Origin of the sequence: Brevibacillus composti, from assembly GCF_016406105.1 — a bacterium.
In the GTDB taxonomy this organism is placed as follows: Bacteria; Bacillota; Bacilli; order Brevibacillales; family Brevibacillaceae; genus Brevibacillus; species Brevibacillus composti.
Map to the genome: position 1 here is coordinate 1,276,859 of NZ_CP066308.1, position 18,324 is coordinate 1,295,182.

11 protein-coding genes and 1 other annotated feature are annotated in these 18,324 nt (G+C 51.9%); of the genes, 5 read left to right on the forward strand and 6 right to left on the reverse strand.

Annotation, left to right across the window (positions count from 1 at the left end; genetic code table 11):
* Nucleotides 1-23 precede the first annotated feature (23 nt).
* Nucleotides 24-3,185 (reverse strand): penicillin-binding protein 1A, encoded by a 3,162-nt coding sequence (locus tag JD108_RS06555; protein WP_198829084.1) that lies wholly within the window; start codon nt 3,183-3,185, stop codon nt 24-26.
* A 190-nt stretch (nt 3,186-3,375) separates the two neighbouring features.
* On the opposite strand from JD108_RS06555, the gene JD108_RS06560 reads away from it, so the two are divergent.
* The 3 genes from JD108_RS06560 (at nt 3,376) to JD108_RS06570 (ending at nt 7,171) form a co-directional block, all read left to right on the forward strand.
* Entirely contained in the window at nt 3,376-4,728 is a 1,353-nt protein-coding gene (locus JD108_RS06560) for an ISLre2 family transposase (RefSeq protein ID WP_198826639.1), read from the forward strand.
* Nucleotides 4,729-4,917: 189 nt separating this feature from the next.
* Nucleotides 4,918-5,132: a binding site (T-box leader), on the forward strand.
* 59 nt (nt 5,133-5,191) lie between these two features.
* A complete protein-coding gene (gene tyrS, locus JD108_RS06565; RefSeq protein ID WP_198829085.1) occupies nt 5,192-6,463 on the forward strand; it encodes a tyrosine--tRNA ligase in 1,272 nt (423 codons plus the stop codon).
* A 162-nt stretch (nt 6,464-6,625) separates the two neighbouring features.
* A complete protein-coding gene (locus JD108_RS06570; RefSeq protein WP_198829086.1) occupies nt 6,626-7,171 on the forward strand; it encodes a hypothetical protein in 546 nt (181 codons plus the stop codon).
* A 672-nt stretch (nt 7,172-7,843) separates the two neighbouring features.
* Here the strand turns inward: JD108_RS06570 and JD108_RS06575 are convergent.
* The 5 genes from JD108_RS06575 to JD108_RS06595 all read right to left on the reverse strand — a co-directional run bounded on the left by JD108_RS06575 (nt 7,844) and on the right by JD108_RS06595 (nt 15,214).
* Entirely contained in the window at nt 7,844-8,335 is a 492-nt protein-coding gene (locus JD108_RS06575) for a hypothetical protein (protein ID WP_198829087.1), read from the reverse strand.
* Nucleotides 8,295-9,257, reverse strand: coding sequence for an N-acetylmuramoyl-L-alanine amidase (locus tag JD108_RS06580; RefSeq protein ID WP_198829088.1), 963 nt, complete (start codon nt 9,255-9,257; stop codon nt 8,295-8,297). The genes JD108_RS06575 and JD108_RS06580 overlap by 41 nt, the downstream gene beginning before the upstream one ends.
* Before the next feature lie 513 nt (nt 9,258-9,770).
* A complete protein-coding gene (locus tag JD108_RS06585) occupies nt 9,771-11,267 on the reverse strand; it encodes an IS5 family transposase (protein WP_198826818.1) in 1,497 nt (498 codons plus the stop codon).
* Nucleotides 11,268-11,977: 710 nt separating this feature from the next.
* Nucleotides 11,978-12,574, reverse strand: coding sequence for a 30S ribosomal protein S4 (gene rpsD, locus JD108_RS06590; RefSeq protein ID WP_198829089.1), 597 nt, complete (start codon nt 12,572-12,574; stop codon nt 11,978-11,980).
* Between the two features lie 306 nt (nt 12,575-12,880).
* Nucleotides 12,881-15,214 carry an S-layer homology domain-containing protein gene (locus JD108_RS06595; protein WP_198829090.1) on the reverse strand — a complete coding sequence of 778 codons (2,334 nt, stop codon included), beginning with the start codon at nt 15,212-15,214 and terminating at the stop codon, nt 12,881-12,883.
* 212 nt (nt 15,215-15,426) lie between these two features.
* Here JD108_RS06595 and JD108_RS06600 point away from each other — a divergent pair, with 212 nt between their 5' ends.
* Complete coding sequence (locus JD108_RS06600; RefSeq protein WP_198829091.1) at nt 15,427-16,011, forward strand: histidine phosphatase family protein; 585 nt, start codon at nt 15,427-15,429, stop codon at nt 16,009-16,011.
* A gap of 27 nt (nt 16,012-16,038) precedes the next feature.
* A complete protein-coding gene (locus JD108_RS06605; RefSeq protein WP_228728332.1) occupies nt 16,039-18,315 on the forward strand; it encodes a sensor domain-containing diguanylate cyclase in 2,277 nt (758 codons plus the stop codon).
* The last annotated feature ends 9 nt before the right edge of the window (nt 18,316-18,324 follow it).

Sequence of the window (18,324 nt, forward strand, 5' to 3'; positions counted from 1 at the left end):
CATCTCTGTTGCTTCATCTGATTCTAGCTGTATTCCATTTCGTTTGCTTTTACACTGTTGGATTGTGGCGATTCTCCGTAATTATTCACGGCGGTGACATAATAGGTTCCGGCCACATCACCGATCTTGTGCACATAGCTGGTTCCTGTCACGGTATCGAGCAGGAGGTAACCGCTGGCGGGATCGGGGCTGAAGTAGATGTTATAGGCGATGACCTGTTCGCTGGTCCGGTTCGCCTTCCACTCCAATTTCCACCCGCCCGACGCCAGGGTCAGCTTGAGCGATTGCGGAGAGGAGGGGGGAACGGCAGCAGGTTGGTCCGATCCGTTATCCGCTCCGCTTCCCGTTCCGTTATCACCCGAATTTTCCCCGGGAACAGAGCTTGCCGGCGGCTGCATGACATCCGGGATATCGGGCATTTCTGCTCCGCTGTCCGGCCCGACAGGCAGCTCCCACGTGCCTGCCGAAGATCCGGGCGATGCGATGGCGGAAGGGGAGGATTCATTCCCCTCGATATCCACAGCCGTGACGTAGTATCCGGCATTGACGTTTCCGCCTTCATCGGTATACGTCAGGACGGCCGGGTCTTTCACGGTCGCGATCTGCACGAATCCTGCGTACGAGTCTGAGCGGTAGACCCGGTAGCCGAGCAGATCGGCCTCTCCTCCGGCTTGCCAGCCGATCGCCGTCTGATTGCCGGAATGGGTCGCCGTTACGTTGCGCGGGGTCGCGGGAGCGCCTTCGACCGCTGTCCGCGGGTCTTCTTTTTCTGGCAAGCGATGCTCCCAATCGGCCGGCTTGGCGGCGGATTTCCGATTTTCTTCGGTGATTTCCAAGATCCGCTTGCCATCCGGAGCCGGGTCTGGCGAGCGATAGAAAATGCCTTCCGTCACGAAGTCGTCAGGAGTGCCTTCTTTTGCCAGATAGCGTTCATTGTTATAGATGACGATGCGGGCGCGCTTGTGGGCGTCGTCCACTTTCGTCGGGGCAAAGCGGCGGTTAAACAAATCGGTGATCAGATGTCCCGCTTCTTTGGAAAGCTCGCTGGGAAGCAAGCCCGATTTGCTGTCTACCGTAAGGCTGATCACGCCTGCCGGCTTCTTGAAGGTGGCATCCGGCGGCGAGACCTCCGGATATTTTTCGCCAATTTCCTTGATGATCTTGCTCCATACGGTCATCGGTACGTATTGATCCCTTCTCGGCAACCGATACGGCTCGTCATAGCCGATCCAGACGCCCAGGGAAACCTCCGGCGTATACCCGACAAACCAGAGATCGTTGTCATTATTGGTCGTCCCCGTTTTGCCGGCGATGTCTATTTTCCGCGGCACGTGCTTGCGGATATGGGCGCCGGTCCCGGCATTGACGACATCGCGGAGCGTGTCGGTGATCAGGTATGCCGTCTCTTCGCTGTACACCTGGACAGGCTGCCCCTCGTGGCGGTAGACGATTCTGCCCTGACTGTCCTCGATCCGGTCGATCAGATAGGCGTCGACGAATGAGCCGTGGTTGGCAAAAGTGGCATAGGCGTTGGTGATCTCCTCGACGGTCAATCCGTAGGTAAGGCCGCCGATTACCCCTGTCGCCGCGTAGTGATCATTCTCCACTATGGTGGTGACACCCATCTTTTTCACGTATTCCAGCGCGGTGGGGATGCCCACCTGCAGGTAGGCTTTAATCGCCGGAATATTCCAGGACTGCCGCAGCGCTTCACGGACGCTGACGATGCCCTGAAATTTATTGTTCCAGTTCATCGGCATGTGAGAGCCTTTTTGGCCGTCTGCCAGAACCAGCGGCGAATCGTCGATCGGCGATCCCGGCTGCAGGATACCCAGTTCAAAAGCAGGGGCATAGGCCAGCAGCGGCTTCATCGCGGAGCCCGGTTGGCGCGGAGCGGTGGCGTGATTCGTCTGTTCCACTTTAAAATCGCGGCCGCCGATCATGCCCAGAATCGCGCCGGTTTTGTTGTGAATGAGCATCGCGCCCACTTCCTGCAGCGCATTTTCAATCTTTTCTGTCTTCCCGTTCGAGCGGCGAATCGTATATGTCGCGTTCTTCCCGAAGTTATCCGGATCGGCGGCGATTTCCTGCATGTATTTGTCGATTCCTTTATGGATGGTGGTGTGCACCTTATAGCCGCGCGTCAGGATTTCCCGCCGCTTTTCCTCGATCAGTTGGCGGTATTCATTGCGCCCGATGGTTTCCTTGTCGCGCCCTTTTGCTTTCAGTTCGCTGTCCACCAGGGCGCGTGCAGCCCGCTCCTCGATCTCCATCATGAGAAACGGCACATCCCGATAGGCCTGCTGCGTCGGCTTCGCCAGCCGCACCTGCAGATCGGCCGCATGAGCTTCGTCATACTGAGTCTGGGTGATGTAGCCGTTCTCGATCATCCGATCGAGTACCATTTTTTGGCGTTCCTTGCCGCGCTGGTACCCTTCGGCGGTAAAAGGCGTGTACATGCCGGGGTTTTGAATCATCCCCGCCAGGTAGGAGGATTCCGCCAAGTCGAGATCTTTTACGTCTTTGCCGAAAATCCCCTTGGCCGCCGCCTGCACACCGTAGACGACCGAACCATTTATGTTTTTCCCCAGGTAGATTTCATTGAGGTATGCCTCCAGGATCTGGTCCTTGGAAAACATGCGCTCGATCCGGATGGCGCTGAAGATTTCCCGAACCTTGCGGGAATGGCTTACCTCCTGGGAAAGGATCGTATTTTTGACGAGCTGCTGCGTGAGCGTACTCCCGCCGGTTACGACCGGCTGATTGGTAAAGTCCTGGTAGGCTCCCCGCAGTGTCGATTGCAAGACCACCCCTTTGTGATGAAAGAAATTTTTGTCTTCTGTGGCGATGATGGCATTGATGAGGTAAGGCGATACCTCCGTCTTTTTCACCAGTCGTCGGTCACCCTCAGATGCGCGCAGCTGACCGATCAACGAACCGTCGTTGTAGTAGGCAAAGCCAGTCAGGTAGTTGGTGAAAATCTTTTCTGCCAGCTCTTCCTTGCTGCGAACAGGCTCTTCCTTCACGAGGGCGGCAACGTAGCCTGCCAGAATTCCTCCTGCCAAAACGCCCCCCATCAGTCCGAGCATGAGCAGACCAGAGGCGATGAGCGTTACCATTCTTCTGCGGCTACGCCGGCGTTTTTTCTTTGTCGTCTCCGAGGAAGAAGTGTGGTTGTTCGACATGATCTACGACCCCCTAGCATCCTGATTATACCATAGGAAAAACCGCGATGATAGCGTATGAGTAAAATGTTCGTGGGCAAACCGAAAAGAAATTTTTGAAGAAAAATCAGTTGGAGGGTATAGAAAAGGGCTTCTCTTCTTGGTAAAGTGTAAAGCGCCAAAACCAAACACACCAAGGAGGAGAAACCCTGTGAGCAAGTTTACCACGGAATTTCCCACAATGAAAGAGCTTGAAACGTTGTTGTTTCGAACGTTGCAGGAACAGTTCGCTGCCGGTATGGCTTATATTTTGGAAGCGTTGGACGAGTATCTGATGCATCAACGGGATCATTCACGCTTTCGGCTAAAGGACCAACGAGAAGTCCAGATCGACACGCTCTTTGGTACGGTTCGATTCAAACGGCGATTGTATCAGGATCGCGTGAAGGGTCAACATGTGTATTTGTTGGATCGTATGCTGGCCTTTGACGGGCGGGAGAAGCTAAGCCCGTTTTTGGAAGAGATAGCGATCGAATTTGCTAGCCAAGGCCCCTCGTACCGGGACAGCGCAAAACGCTTGGAAGCGTTACTGGGGTATCGGGTACTGAGCCATGAGGCCATTCGGGACAAACTAATCACGCGGGTTGAACAAGCATCAACCATCGTGTCGAAAGCGACCCGAAGGTCGGTTCGCGTATTGTTTGTGGAAGTGGATGGACTTTACACCTCATTGCAGAGGCAACGCCAGCGGGGAATGGAAAATCGAATGGCGATTGTGCACGAAGGATGGGAACAAGAGGGGGACCGAGTGCGGCTTAGGTCGAAACGCCATTACCTGCATACGACGAAGGGAGAGTTCTGGGAAGGGTTTGGCGACTTTCTGGTTCGTCATTACGACATGGATGAAAACACATGGATCGTAGTCAATGGGGATGGGGCCAATTGGATTGGAGAATGCGAATCCTACTTTCACCGCTGTATTTACACACTGGATCGCTTTCATGTGGCGCGAGAATTGCGCCGATTCCTGGGTCAGTTGCCAGAGACGTGGCAGACGGTAAGGCAGGCGTTGGCGGCCTTTGAAGCGGATATCTTGCTGGCGACAGTAGAGTCCGTACCGGAGGAAAAGATTCTGGAAGAGCACCGGAACGAATGGCGGAAATACGTGGCCTATTTACGGCGGCATCGAAGGCATCTTATCGACTATCGAAAGGTTCTGGGTGAAGCTGGTATCGACACGACGGGCATGCGTCCAATGGGGAGTGCGGAAGCGCAAATGCGGGTGATGGCAAAAAGGACCAAACGAGGCGGCTACAGTTGGAGTGTACGGGGAGTACAAGCGATGTTGCGAGCCATTATGGCACGACAAGAGGGAAGTCGTTTGAGCGGCCAGGCGATAGCGAAGAAGCAAGTGTTACAGCCCAACCCAATGGTCCGAGTGAAGGACTTGCTACGGGAAGTGAAAGAGCAGGCAAAAGGCTATATAAACGGGACGATCCGCCTGTTGCACGGGCCATATCAAAGCAGCCCTACCGGGCTGGCCTTAAAAGCCCTTCGCGGATGAGGCAAAAATCGAGTGGAAGAAAGGAATCATACAAAAATAAAGCGCTTTCAAGAAGAGGAAACCAGAAGTCTTATTTTGGAGACAAAAAAATCCTGCCCACTATGGCTTGACTCACACGATGATAGCGGCCGAGTTGACAGCTTGCGACGGTTTATGCAAGAATAGCTGTATATGCCTTACCCCATAGGAATATGAGCGTTGAACGGCGACAGTAGCATGTGACGAGCGGAATGCAGAGAGCTGGTGGAAGGTGCAAACCAGCCCCGGTCACAATCGTGAAGTACACGTCGGGAGCTCTCCGGCAATCCGGACGGTGCAGGCCGATATCCTGCATGTCGAGCGGAAAAAATGAGTCTTCATTTTTTCAACTAGGGTGGTACCGCGGGTTTCATCTCGTCCCTATCAGGGGACGGGATTTTTTTGTTTTTTGACGATTCTTGACAAAGAGGGGCTGTATGAATCCATGAGTAGCGAACAAAGCACAGAAAAATTCACCTTGACCGAGGCGCAGAAACAGGAAGTGGAGCGCCAGCTGGCGGTGATTCGCCGGGGTGTCATGGAAATCATTCCGGAGGAGGACCTCCGCCGCAAGCTGGAGCGTTATGTCGTCACCGGACAGCCGTTGAAAATCAAGCTGGGTCTGGACCCGTCGGCTCCGGACATCCACGTGGGCCATACGGTTGTGCTGCAAAAAATGCGCCAGTTCCAGGAGCTGGGCCATACGATCCAACTGCTGATCGGCGATTTTACCGGCCGGATTGGCGATCCTACGGGCAAATCGGAAACCCGCAAGCCGCTGACCGAGGAGCAGGTAAAAGAAAACGCCAAGAGCTATGTGGAGCAATTCGGCAAGGTGCTGGACGCCAGCCGGATTGAGATCTTCTACAATTCCACCTGGCTGGCGCCCTTGACCTTTGCCGACGTGGTGGAGCTGGCCGCAAAGACCACCGTCGCCCGTATGCTGGAGCGCGACGATTTCGAGAAACGCTACAACAATGAGCAGCCGATTTCGCTGCACGAGTTCTTCTATCCGCTGATGCAAGGGTATGATTCCGTCGCGCTGCAGTGCGATGTGGAGCTCGGCGGGACCGACCAGAAATTCAACCTCCTGATGGGCCGCAACCTGCAGAAGGAGTACGGCCAGGAGCAGCAAGTGATCATCACCATGCCGCTGTTGGAAGGGCTGGACGGCGTACAGAAGATGTCCAAGAGCCTGGGCAATTACATCGGCGTCAATGAACCGGCCAACGAAATTTACGGAAAAGCGATGTCGGTGCCGGATGAGCTGATGGTCCGCTACTACGAGCTGGCCACCGATTTGTCCAATGAAGAGCTGGAGGCGCTGCGGGCGGGTCTTGCCGACGGCAGCATCCACCCGCGCGATGCCAAAATGCGGCTGGCCAAGACCTTCGTCCGGATGTACCACGGCGAGGAGGAGGCGGAAGCGGCAGAGAACTACTTCAAAACCGTCTTCCAGCAGCGCGCCTTGCCGACAGATATCCCCGAGGTGACCGTCGACAAGTCCGCTTATGAAAGTGGCGAAGTCAATATCGTCAACCTCGTGTTTGACCTGAAACTGGCCGATTCCAAAGGGGAGGCCCGCCGCATGGTGCAGCAGGGCGCGGTCAAGGTGAACGAAGAGAAAGTGAGCGACATCAACCAGAATGTGGCACTGGCTGATGACCTGGTCGTTCAGGTGGGCAAGCGGAAATTTGCCAAACTGAAGCTGTCCTAGACGAATGGCGATGGCCCATTCGCAGCGCTTCCCATTGCAAGCAAAAGCTCCGGCGCGAGATCTCTCAGCCGGAGCTTTTTTCATCAACCTGCAAAACTTTTCTCGTCCGAATAAGTCCAATAACAGGAAGGCTTTCGGAAGGAAAAGGAGTGGAAGAAGCCGATGATTACATTAGCGCAAGCGATTCCCCTGCGCAGATCGATCGAGCGGCAGATCGATTATCTGCGGGAAGAGCGCATGGAATATGCGAGTGTCACCGTCGCCAAAGGGGAGAAGCCGGAGTTCCCCCAGCGCACCATCGAGATGATCACCGCCGAGCTGGATGAAGCACGCGCCGATTACCTGCGATTGAGTCATCTGATCGCGGAGGCCAACCTGCAAAAAGCGGTCGAGTGGGATGGCAAGATGATTTCCCTGATCGAAGCGATCGAACGGGCCAAGCAGCTGCGGGAAGAGGCCAGCCAGTGCAAAATTTTGGGCATGCGAAAAAAGATCGAACACGCCCCCGCCTCCTTTCACGGACGCGGACGCTCCCGTCATCAGGAAGGGGGAAGCGATCTGATCACAGTCGCTACCTATGACCCGGATGCCTACAGAGAGCTGGGCAAGAAGCTGGAGCGGCGGGCCAATCTGTTGTCCGGCAAGATCGAAGCCGCCAATCATTCGATTGCGATCGATTTTGACGCAGCACGATACATGGGAGAGTAGCCGGGCAGTCCGGCTTTGGGGGGAAAACGTTCGTTTTCTCTCGAAAGCTGGCTTGTCCAGCAGGGCAGGAGAGTGTGAGCACCGCGGCTCCAGGCGTATTGGAGCAACCATCTTTTTTGAAAAGATAACGTGACTATGTACAAACGGATCACGGGTGACATTTGACCGTTTACAAGCTGACACCTGACGGACTTTTCGTGCTGATATCTGCTCCGTCTCCTGCTTTTCCATATCGGGAACCGGCTTCCGGATCAAAGTGGTGCCGGTCCACCTTATCTTGATCGGGGGTGGACCTTACACATCGCGGCCAGCTTTTGCGATGAACCCTAATGGGTGGGCTGTTCCTGTTGTGCTGCTTCGGGGCTACTTGTTGGCCTCGGAATCTTCCAAATGAAAAATGGACAATCAGGGTACAAATTAGCTAGATTGTGGTATCATGTTACTAGACCATGCATACACTAAAAAGACCGCAGGTGCTGTCACACCCACGGTCTGCACAATAGACCTTCCCCCCAATGGGGGCGGCTCATAGTTCTGGGTGAAGTAGATCACGGAGTTGGGAAGCTCAAGGGTGATCTACTTCTTTTTGGTCAAAACGCACTATAGTCAAATGGGTTAGCCTATGATAGAGGTTAACGAAGCACCCTTAAACAGAGGCGTAAGTGGGCTTTGTCATTGATCACGGTCTACTTTTGTGATGAACCAGGTATCATTTCTTTTGGATATCGTGATGTTTTCAAAGTAATGAGTGGTCTGTTCCTGTTCGGTGGGAGAAGCACTTACGGTAACGACTACACTGTACTGATCATCTGATATTTTATTGACTTTCGCTTCAACTATTTTATCCAGGTACTGATTATGAAAAACATCCAGTTCTCCGGATTCCACTGCCTTTCTTGCATCCCCAGCAGTAAGGCGAAGAAGAACTTCTCTGTTTCCGCTATATTCCGCCTCAATATACTGAGTGGCGATGTTCAGTATCGTTTCCTCAACGGTTTCGTTATCTTGTACATTTGAGCAGGCACTAAGCACAAAAAACAGGAAAAAAAAGTGAAGACAGGTTGTACTTTTCGCATCATTCCAGTTTCCCTCGCAGCAATCATAATGTTTTAGGTGCTGTACGTTAATAAAGCCACCAATTCTGAATTCCTCGATAAATTTCATATGCAATACCATCTTGTCCATCACTAGTTTTCAAGTATCTTAAATCTGAACTATTTGAAATAAATCCAGTTTCTGTAATGACCGCAGGCATTTGTGTTCCTCTGAGTACTGCAAGATTTCGATTATCCTGATAGGGTGCTTTGTAGTCCTGGAGTATACTTATAACTCTATCATGAATAAATCCTGCTAAACTCCTACTTAAAGATATATGGTGGTTGTTTGGATAAATTGCAGTTGTTCCTTTAACCCTTGTATCTGTTACAGAATTTAGATGCACGCTTACGAACAAATCTGCATTTACATCATTTGCAAGGCTATACCTATCAACATAGTCAACATAATCATTGGAGTCTCGCGTCATATAGACTGTAGCATCTAATTCCACCTCAAGATAATCCCTAAGTAATCTTGCGATTTTTAAGTTTAATTCTGCTTCTGTTGTCCCATCGCTTGCAACTGCACCTGGATCTCTTCCGCCATGACCAGGATCAATTACAATTACGGGGTCAACTCCAGGATCATTACCTAAAGGAACAATTTTACTGTTACTCTCCACTTCTCCTTCATCGGTCACATTCACCCGTTCAAACGGGATTGAAAAGTCATACATATCTAGATATTTAAGCGACTTCCCATTTACTAGAAACTCTACTTCATGGATCTCATCAAATTGAAAAATAGTCCCCAATAATGAGTCCAATATAAAGCCTACATTATGATTGTTAGTCAGATTATCAACAAATTCTTCACTAAAGTCAATTATTAACCTTTCTCCATTAATGTCCAGTTTTTCGATCTTAGTATTTTTAGGGATTTCACTAAAAAGATTGTTTTTTTCGTGTTTTCCTGATAATAATTCATTTAGAGCGAATTCAATTTTATCGAGAGTGCTCGTTGCTTTACTAGGAAGATTTACTTTCACCAACTCATCAGTACCATATTTTTCTCATTTCCAAAATTACCTCTAAATACCATTTTTTGTTTATAATAACAACTTTATCCTATTTTTGCAATATATTAACTTAATTTTTCTTAATATCTTTCCTGATGGTATTGTCTTTGGGCTTACTGAATAAACAAAATTATTTGTCTTCCGAAGGCGTTACGTCCTCTCATAATTGAAATTAGGTTCATGCAAAATGAGATATTCACAGAAATAATCGAGCAGGTGGGAGTGAGTTGATCATGATTGAATTGGTGGGAAATTGTATAATGACATACGCTGGGGTCAACTTGCTGCGATCATCCCGTGGTGTAGCACGGAAAAAAATACGCGGTCATAGAAGAAATCGACGTGAGCTCAATTCTCTTTGTCCGATTACACTGCTTTAGGAGCTTTGTACATCAGAAGTGGATGCACGGTAAACGAGTACTACCATTACTTCCTTGTGCTTCGCAATTTGCAGAAGATTAGCTAGGGGCTGCTGAACGGTTTTCAAACTTCAAAAATGTTTCCAAAAGCAGGAATTCTATAGGAAAGAAGACGGTTTAACCAGGAGACAAAAAAATCCCGCAGCCTACGCTCGAGGTTCATCACCAGGAGCTGAAGCGCAATGACGGTTTCACTTGTTTTCGCAAGGCATGCTCGAATACGGCCAAGCCCATACCTGCGCTTGCCCTCACCAAATTTGCCTTCTATGGCGTTGCGTTTTCGTGCATCTTGTCTTGCGACTCGCCGTTGTTCTGTCGCTTCTTCGCCTTGTACGGGACGGCCAAGCGCCGGACCGCTCAAACGAATGCCATGCGCTTTGCAAAATGCCCTGTTTTGCCGGGTGCGATAGATTTGATCGGCAAGTACCGCCTTCGGGTAACAACCAAAGCGTCTCTTGTATGCTTCTACAGATTCGATCAGCGTCACCCCTTCGTTGAAGCTGTCCCATGATAGACGCTCCAGAAAAGCATAACCGTTCACCATGCTGACCGATACTTTGGCGCCAAACTCTACTCGCGCTTTCGCTTTGCCGCGTACGACCGGGCGGACGTGCGGTTGGTGGATGCTCACGATTCGATCTTCGATCTGATGCGTTTTGCGTTCAAACATCATGCGTTGCTGTCGATACAGTTCCTGAATCACAAGCAAGTCGCGATATTGTTTCCGGCTCAAAAGTGTCAGCGGCTGCCGTGAGGCCATGTTGCGGATAATTTGAAGGTTACGTGCTACATACCGGAGTTGCTTGCCGATCGCTCGACGAATCACCTTGCCGTTTGCACGACGCTGTTTGGCCACGGCCAGGTACTCCTTTCGAGCTTTATCCCGATAAGTCCGTGGTTTGCGGGAACGACCAATCTGTGGAGCATGTAACGTATCGATGATCTCCTCCAGTTTCTCACGCGCCTCGTTCAGCAAGTTCAAATCGGTTGGGTACGCCACATCCGCCGGGGCACATGTGGCATCCAGCAACAAGACACCCTGGTTCGGATCTTCCTCGGATGTTGAGTGACGCTTGGTCGTACGTTTACCTTTGGATTTTGTACCTGATTTTGGTTCATCGTCACGGTCGGAATCTGGAATTGATTTAGCGGCCTCAACCGCGATGATCTCGTTGATTTCACGGAGAACCGGTTCGCCTAAACGTTTGCGAAAATGCGTCATGAGCGACGGGTGGAACGGTGGATGATCCTGATAGCCTTCCAGCCCGATGAAGTATTGCAGATACGGGTTTTCGACAATCTGCTGGACCGTTTCCCGGTCCGACAGTTGCAAACGTTCCTGAATGATGAGTGCCCCGAGAGCGACACGGATGGAAACGGCCTTTTGTCCACGAAACGATATGCGGAAGGACTTGGCATACTTTTTCTCTGCATGTGCCCACGGTACCAACCGAGCCAACTTGACCCAGCGATTTTCTTTACTCAACTTGCCGCCAAATGGCAAGAAAAAATCATCAGGGAGAAGCAGTTGATTTTCACGATGAGAGAGAAATTCGTACATTCAGATCCGCTCCATGTGCAAGGAATTTGAAGAAAAATCGTCGATTTCCTTGCACATGATTTCGATGAAAGCGAGGCAAAACCCTTGTGGTTACAGTATTTTTTATCTGTTCAGCAGCCCCTAGCTACCCTTTATCATTTGCTTACGACTCATTTTCGGAGGAATTCAATTCTTTGCTATAATCCAAACTGTACGGCCAGCAGTAGATTATGTATAACAGGAAAACATACCCAATTGATAGAAGATCTCCTCGTTTGTCTTTCCAAGTCTCAAGTGGTAAAGTGACGTATTCGTTGATTTTGGGGCCAATGATTAGCGAAGTTTTATTGGCTTGTTACGTTTTGATAAAAAATCTCTGACTAAGAATAACTTCAGTGAATGTGTAACATTGCAAGTTACCGCGGAGTTCAAGGTTCAAGGATACGTTTGAATTTACAAAACGATTTTTTGTGTACCAATACTACCAAAACCCAGAAACCATCGGTTACTTGAGCGGGGTGTCGGGAGAAAGACGAGGTGTAAGAATGGAAGTAGGTATGGAAGGATACTAGCAACGCATGCATCCTGACTTTCTCGATAATTGCCCAGGCACGTTGCTAATATAATCAAGCCATGTATGGTGGAAGCACAACTAACTATAAATTCAAACTGTTGTTCATTAAAAAAGAGCAGGCCGACAAGCGGCACTGCTCTTTTCTGTATCCGAGAGATTAACGGCTGTAGAACTCAACGATCAGAACTTCGTTGATTTCAGCAGGCATTTCTTCACGGTCTGGGAGGCGGTTGAACGTGCCTTCCATTTTGTTATCGTCGAACGTGATGTAGTTCGGCAGGAAGTTGCGGCCTTCCAGGGAATCCTTAATGATTTGCAGTCCGCGGGATTTTTCACGCAGAGAAATCACATCGCCTGGTTGTACGCGGTAGGAAGGAATGTTTACCTTCTTGCCGTTTACGAGGAAGTGACCATGGTTTACCAGCTGACGAGCAGCAGGGCGAGTTGGTGCAAAGCCCATGCGGTATACCACGTTATCCAGACGGGATTCCAGCAGCTTCATGAAGTTTTCACCCAAAACGCCAGCCATTTTGCCAGCTTGATCGAAGGTGCGACGGAATTGCTTCTCGTTTACACCGAACATGTGGCGCAGCTTTTGTTTTTCTTGCAGCTGGAGACCGTATTCGCTCAGTTTACGGCGGTTGTTGTGGCCGTGTTGTCCTGGCGGGAAGTTACGTTTAATGTCTTTGCCCGTTCCGTCCAGGGAGATGCCCAGACGACGAGCCAGTTTGTGGCGAGGTCCTGTGTAGCGCATACATTCATTCTCCTTTAAGTTGGATTCGCAGGTGTTTACTTCCGCGAGGCTAGTTTCATCTTTATCTACACGAACTTCGGACGGTAGCGTTTCCGCATCGTGCTCCTAGGCAGGAGTTCAGCCGCAGCCTGCAAAGGGACGAAACTAAGAGGGCTAACCTCCCGTTTTTACCTACAATCAATGCTACCCTGTACACATACACTCAATATTACAGGTTTTATTCGGAGAATGTCAAGAAAAATTGGGGAGTTGCCTGCTTGCAGCATGCGGCGCTGCTTATTTTTTCTCTGTCTTTCTGTGACAGGTCTAGCGATAAAACGGAGGAGCTTCCAGTTGGCTGCGCTTCTCCAGGAAACGGACAAACGCGACGGCTGCATCTGCGCGGGAGACGCTGCCCTCCGGACGGAACTCATCCTTGCCATCCATGATTCCCAGCGCGGAGACGATGATGATCGCGCCCTTATGCTTGGATTGGCCGATGTCGGTCAGCTCCGAGTGGAACATCTCCGAGTGTTCGGCCAGCTTGCTGTAACCGAGGGCACGCACGAGCATATCGGCCAGCTCTTCGCGGGTAATCTTCTCATCCGGCTTGAGAGAAGTTGAATTTTTGTCCAGCAGACCGCGGTCCACAGCTGCTTCCACCGCCGCAAAGTAGCGGGAGGTGTTGGCTACATCCGCAAAGCTCGCCTTGCGTTCGGCTGCAATTGGGAACAGGCGCCCCTGGTTCAGGCTGAGCATCAGCATCTCGATCATTTCGCCGCGTGTGATCTCTTTGTTTGGCAAAATTTTGCCGTCAACCAAGGAGAGGGCGTCATACTCGTACATCAGAAGCAGTTCCTTTTCCGCTTGATGCCCTTCCAGATCGGCTGGAGGAGTACGATGCAGCTCGATCGCTTTTCCAGTCGCTTGGCTGCGCCATTCACCCGTTTGGGCATCCAGGAAATACCCATGCTCGTACGGAGTGACTCTCATCCGATAAACCAGCTCGGCTTCCTGCTTGGAAAGCGGCACAGCCGCGATCTCTTCTCCGGACGCAAGCGGTTTTGCGGGTTGCGGCTTCAGCATGTATACGGCCTCCGGCTGCGCTTCCTTCAGCCATGCCGCGGCGGCTTTTTCGGCAGAGAGGTGGGCAGGCAATTTCGCTGGGTAGCTCTCCCGGCCGATATCGATGTTATACCCGGAGAGCTCGCCGGTCGCCGTGTTATACGTGAGGTGTGCCGAGCCTGTTGCTGCTCGGATTCCGTTTACCAGGCGGATGAAGTTTACTGTGTAGTGATCCGTCACTTCGGTTTCATCATGCTGGGGACCGACCAGATACAGTTTGTCTGCCAGCGTGGGAGCCAATCTCTTTAGGTCATCGACGGCTTTTTTGCGCAAGGCTTCTTTGTCCACGCTCTTTTTCGTTTCCGTTGTTTCCGACTTTTTCATGATCTCATACCGATTGTTGTGGTAGGTGTAGATGTCGCCTGTCGAGGCTTCCACAGCGGCCGAGGCGTAGAGGTTTTTTTCCTTGTTTTCGAAATCGAGATACCAGACGGCTTTGCCGCTGCGGTAATCTCTCTCGCTGTAGTTCGCGGAGCGCAGGCTGTAGCCGGACAGGCCAAAGGCTTTGTCGACGATGGATACAGCGGCATTCTGCGTGAGCGCCGGCCCGCGGTGACGGGGAGCGAGCGGAGTTTTGCTGACTTGCACAGGATCTTCCTCGCGTTCTTGGCGACTCAACATCGGTGTCAGCAGGCTGCCGTCCTTTGCGTCCAGGTAGAGAGAGAAGGGGTTGGCGTAGACAAGGATCGGCTTGTCTCTCATCTCCCCTTGGGCTTCCCAGGGAATGACGTAGGAGAGGTCAGGCGCAAGCTCGCTTCTAAAGCGTTCGGCCGCTTCCTCGGGAGTCAGCATTCCGTTGGCGCTCTCAAACGTGGCCGTATCGCTCCAGGAAACAGAGAGATTGCTTACCTTTCCCGCTGGATTGATCGTGATGTCCACGCTGTTGTCGGGGAAGGGCACGTCATTTACCAGGCGCACAAAGCGAAAGGTGTAGGAGGCGTCGGGATGGAGCGGCGTTTTGAAAAGCGGCATATCCTCCATGTACAAACGCGTCTCCTTGCGCTTGGCAGGCAGATTTTCGGCGAAAAATCGCTGGGCTGTTGCTTGTGCGTCCGCATAAGAGATCCGGTTGGCGTAATCGGGCTTGGCGGCCGTCCTGTCGTAGTAGGAGAATGCCGTCAGCTCGCCGGTATTGGCATGGATTCCGACACTGTAGGAGAGGTCTATCTCTTCCTGCGTTTTCGACTTTTTCACCCAGTAGAATGTCCACTCGGGAAACGTGCGCCAGGTATCGGCGGAGCGGAAGGAGACGTTCTCCAGTTCCATGCCGGCAGCGGGCACAAAGGCACTGGCCATCTTCAGGGCCGCTTCTTTTGTGATTTTCACCTTTTGGGTGGTGATGGCGGCATCCGATGGAGCGACCCCTTGTTTTACCGGCAGGGCCGGCGATGCCGGACTGCTCTGGCCGGCGGCAGCGGAAGCGCTGGCTGGGGAGGCGGCATCAGTTGCCATCGCCTCTGCGTATGCCAGGGAGCCCGGAGCCAGCAGGGTGGCGCTCAATACGATGGATCCAGAGCGTATCAGCAGCTTTTTCATAAATATCCCTCCAAGGTGACATGATGTTCGTTCTTATCACATCTGACGCAGGGAGGGGAAGGTCCGTTTCATCCAAAACGGCGAGGGGGAAAACGGAGAGGAAAGATGGGAATTTTGTCCCGGTATTGCGCGAATCGTTATGGAATTGCAAACATTCATCTTATATAATGAATAAGAGTTCATAAGTGAATAACGGCTGAGGAGGAACCCTATTGCTTACCGTCATCTACCTCGTTCGCCACGGAGAGACCGATTGGAATCTGGCGCGTCGAATCCAGGGCCACAGCGATGTTCCACTGAATCAGCGCGGTCTCAGTCAAGCCGAAAAGGTAGCTGCCCGTTTTCAGGATGTCGAGATTCACGCCGTTTACTCCAGTGATTTGACGCGCGCGAGGCGCACTGCCGAATGCATTGCCGAGAGGATCGGCACACCGACCGTCCACACGCTGCCGACTCTGCGCGAGCGGTGTTATGGACAGTGGGAGGGACTCACCTACGAGGAGATCCGGGCTCGCTTTGAAGATATGGACGAGGCGGCATGCGGAATCGAAACGTTCGAGGCGATGCAGCAGCGGGCATCAGCCGCGCTGACAGAGCTTGCGATCAGGCATGCGGGCCAAACGATCGTGGTCGTTTCCCACGGCGGCCTCATCAACAGCTTTTTGCACCATGTAACCAACGGCCAGCAGGGAACAGGCATTACCCAGCTGGACAATACCGGCATCAACCAGTTCCTTTTCCAAAACGGGAAGTGGGAAGTAGTCAAAATAAATGATATAGACCATTTGAAAGGTTGAGATTATAGCTGAGAGAGGGAGTATTGTGTGTCAAGTAAAATGTTGGGAAAGTTAGAGACGGTCTTTTCCTACATGGCCCACTTTATGCTGCTATCCTGGCCGGAAAAGCGCCCGGGCATTCTTTTCTTGACAGATTCAGCCGGAAAAGTGGTTACGAACATGGAGATGCAGGTCGGCCAATCCTGGAATCCCAACAATCTTGACTTCCGGGCGGGCAGTCAACTTTGTACGGAGACCCATTCTTCCGTCTACCACGCCTTGCGCACGGGCGAGATTGCCGTTCATACATCCGAAGACGGAGAGCTGGTATTCGGGGCTTTTCCGCTCAAGGAATATGACGGTCGCATCAGGGCAGTAATCGGAATGGTGGCGCCGCAGCAGGAGATCGATTTTGACCTGGCCTCTTACATGAGAGGGCTGGAGTCTTTGATACGGATGGGATATGACGCGTACATCCAGCACGCGACCACAGAGATCATCATGAAGCTGAACCGTTTTGACAACACCCGCGATCTTCTGGAGGGATTGATCCAGCAGATAGCCGATGTGATCCAGAAAGGACATTGTTCCGCTGTCAAGCTCAGTGAGACCAGTATGCTGATATTGCCGGAGTTTCACACGACTGAAGTGCTGGAGGGCGAGGACCGCCCCTACCAGATTACGCAGCTGGCTGCCCGGTTTGCCGGAATCCCCATAACGCCATCCGTGGAGAATGATCATCGCACGGTGATCCTCCCGATTACTTGCGAGGGTAAGCCGCTTTACGCTCTGTTTCTGCACCTGCTGCCCGAAGATAATCTGCAGTATGACGAGAGAGATGTCGCTTTTTTGCAGGAGGTTGGCGAAAAGGCGAGCTATGCGCTCTGGCGGACCATGGTGGCGGACGACCTGCGCAGGGATGCCAGCAAAAAAGATTTGCTGTATCAGCTGATGACCAAGATTCAGGCGTCGATCGATGTCAATGACGTTTTGCACGAGATCGTCAGCAGCATTCGCTATTTGTACCCTCATGCATCTGTCGACCTCTTTCTCACGGTGGAAACAAATGCGACGACTCCGGTGAAGCCGCTCTCTTTCTACGATGACGAGGCGTCGACCAGCACGCGGGCCTATCTGGAAGGAAGCCTGGTTATGGATTATGAGGAAAGGGACGGCGTCAAGGTAGCCGTGCTGGCCGCACCGTTGCTCGGCAAGCAGGGGATCTACGGAGTCCTGCAGCTTGTGACCGATTGGACGGTTTTCCTCAGCCCGCAAGAGACGGAGTACATTTCCATTTTGGCGGAAACGGCGGGAAAGGCGTTTGAAAACGCACAGCTGTACCAACAGTCCCGCAACCTCATCCGGGAACTCCGCCTGATCAATGAAATGGCCAGACAGTTGAATCGCAGCCTGAATTTGCAGGAAATCCTTGATTTTGTCATCGAAATGCTGCTGGAGACGTTTTCCACGGAGTTTTCGGCGATCTTGCGCAAACAACCGGGAACAGACCTCTTTGAGGTGATCTCTTCTTCCCTAGCAGAATGCCAGGGACGTTCCATTCATGCGGAAGTCAGCCCCATATCCGACATATTGTCGAGCAAACAGGCGCTGCTTCTCGTACCGCCGGGCTCTGAACCGATTTCCCTCTCCTTGCTTCCCTGCTTATCCCATATGTCCTTCGCCTCGTTGATGGGCGTGCCCTTGCTGGTTGACGGTGAACTGGGAGGAGTCCTGATCGTAGCAGATTCTCGCCATCATTTCTTTAGTTTTGACGATTATAAGCTGTTGGAGATTTTCGGTCAGCACGCCAGTTTGGCCATGACCAATGCCATGCTTCATACAGAAGTGGAACGCATGGTGATCACCGACAATCTGACGGGGCTGTACACCCGCCGTTACCTGAACCAGCGCGTACAGGCATCACTGGAAAAGGACAGCTTTGGCTCCTTGATATTGATGGATATCGATTATTTTAAAAAGGTCAATGATACTTACGGCCACCAGGTAGGGGACGAAGTCTTGATCCAGGTAGCCAATCTGATCAAGCGGCATATCAGGGAAAGCGACATCCCCGCACGCTGGGGCGGCGAGGAGCTGGCCGTATACCTGCCGCGTGTGGACAAAGCGACGGCGCATGCAATCGCCGAGCGGATTCGTACCTATGTGGAAAAAGAAACATCGCCGCCGGTAACCATCTCTTGCGGCCTGGCCAAGTGGCACAAGGAACGGACGGGGGAGATCAGCGTGGAGTCGCTGTTTTACCTGGCGGATATAGCGTTATACGAGGCGAAAAATAAAGGCAGAAATCAGGTCATTTTAGCATAGGAGCCGGGG

Bases quoted from the DNA above. Each gene is read 5' to 3' on its own strand.
- JD108_RS06595 (WP_198829090.1), bottom strand. From the start codon at position 15,214: ATGAAAAAGCTGCTGATACGCTCTGGATCCATCGTATTGAGCGCCACC.
- tyrS (WP_198829085.1), top strand. From the start codon at position 5,192: ATGAGTAGCGAACAAAGCACAGAAAAATTCACCTTGACCGAGGCGCAG.
- rpsD (WP_198829089.1), bottom strand. From the start codon at position 12,574: ATGCGCTACACAGGACCTCGCCACAAACTGGCTCGTCGTCTGGGCATC.
- JD108_RS06585 (WP_198826818.1), bottom strand. From the start codon at position 11,267: ATGTACGAATTTCTCTCTCATCGTGAAAATCAACTGCTTCTCCCTGAT.
- JD108_RS06555 (WP_198829084.1), bottom strand. From the start codon at position 3,185: ATGTCGAACAACCACACTTCTTCCTCGGAGACGACAAAGAAAAAACGC.
- JD108_RS06575 (WP_198829087.1), bottom strand. From the start codon at position 8,335: ATGAAATTTATCGAGGAATTCAGAATTGGTGGCTTTATTAACGTACAG.
- JD108_RS06570 (WP_198829086.1), top strand. From the start codon at position 6,626: ATGATTACATTAGCGCAAGCGATTCCCCTGCGCAGATCGATCGAGCGG.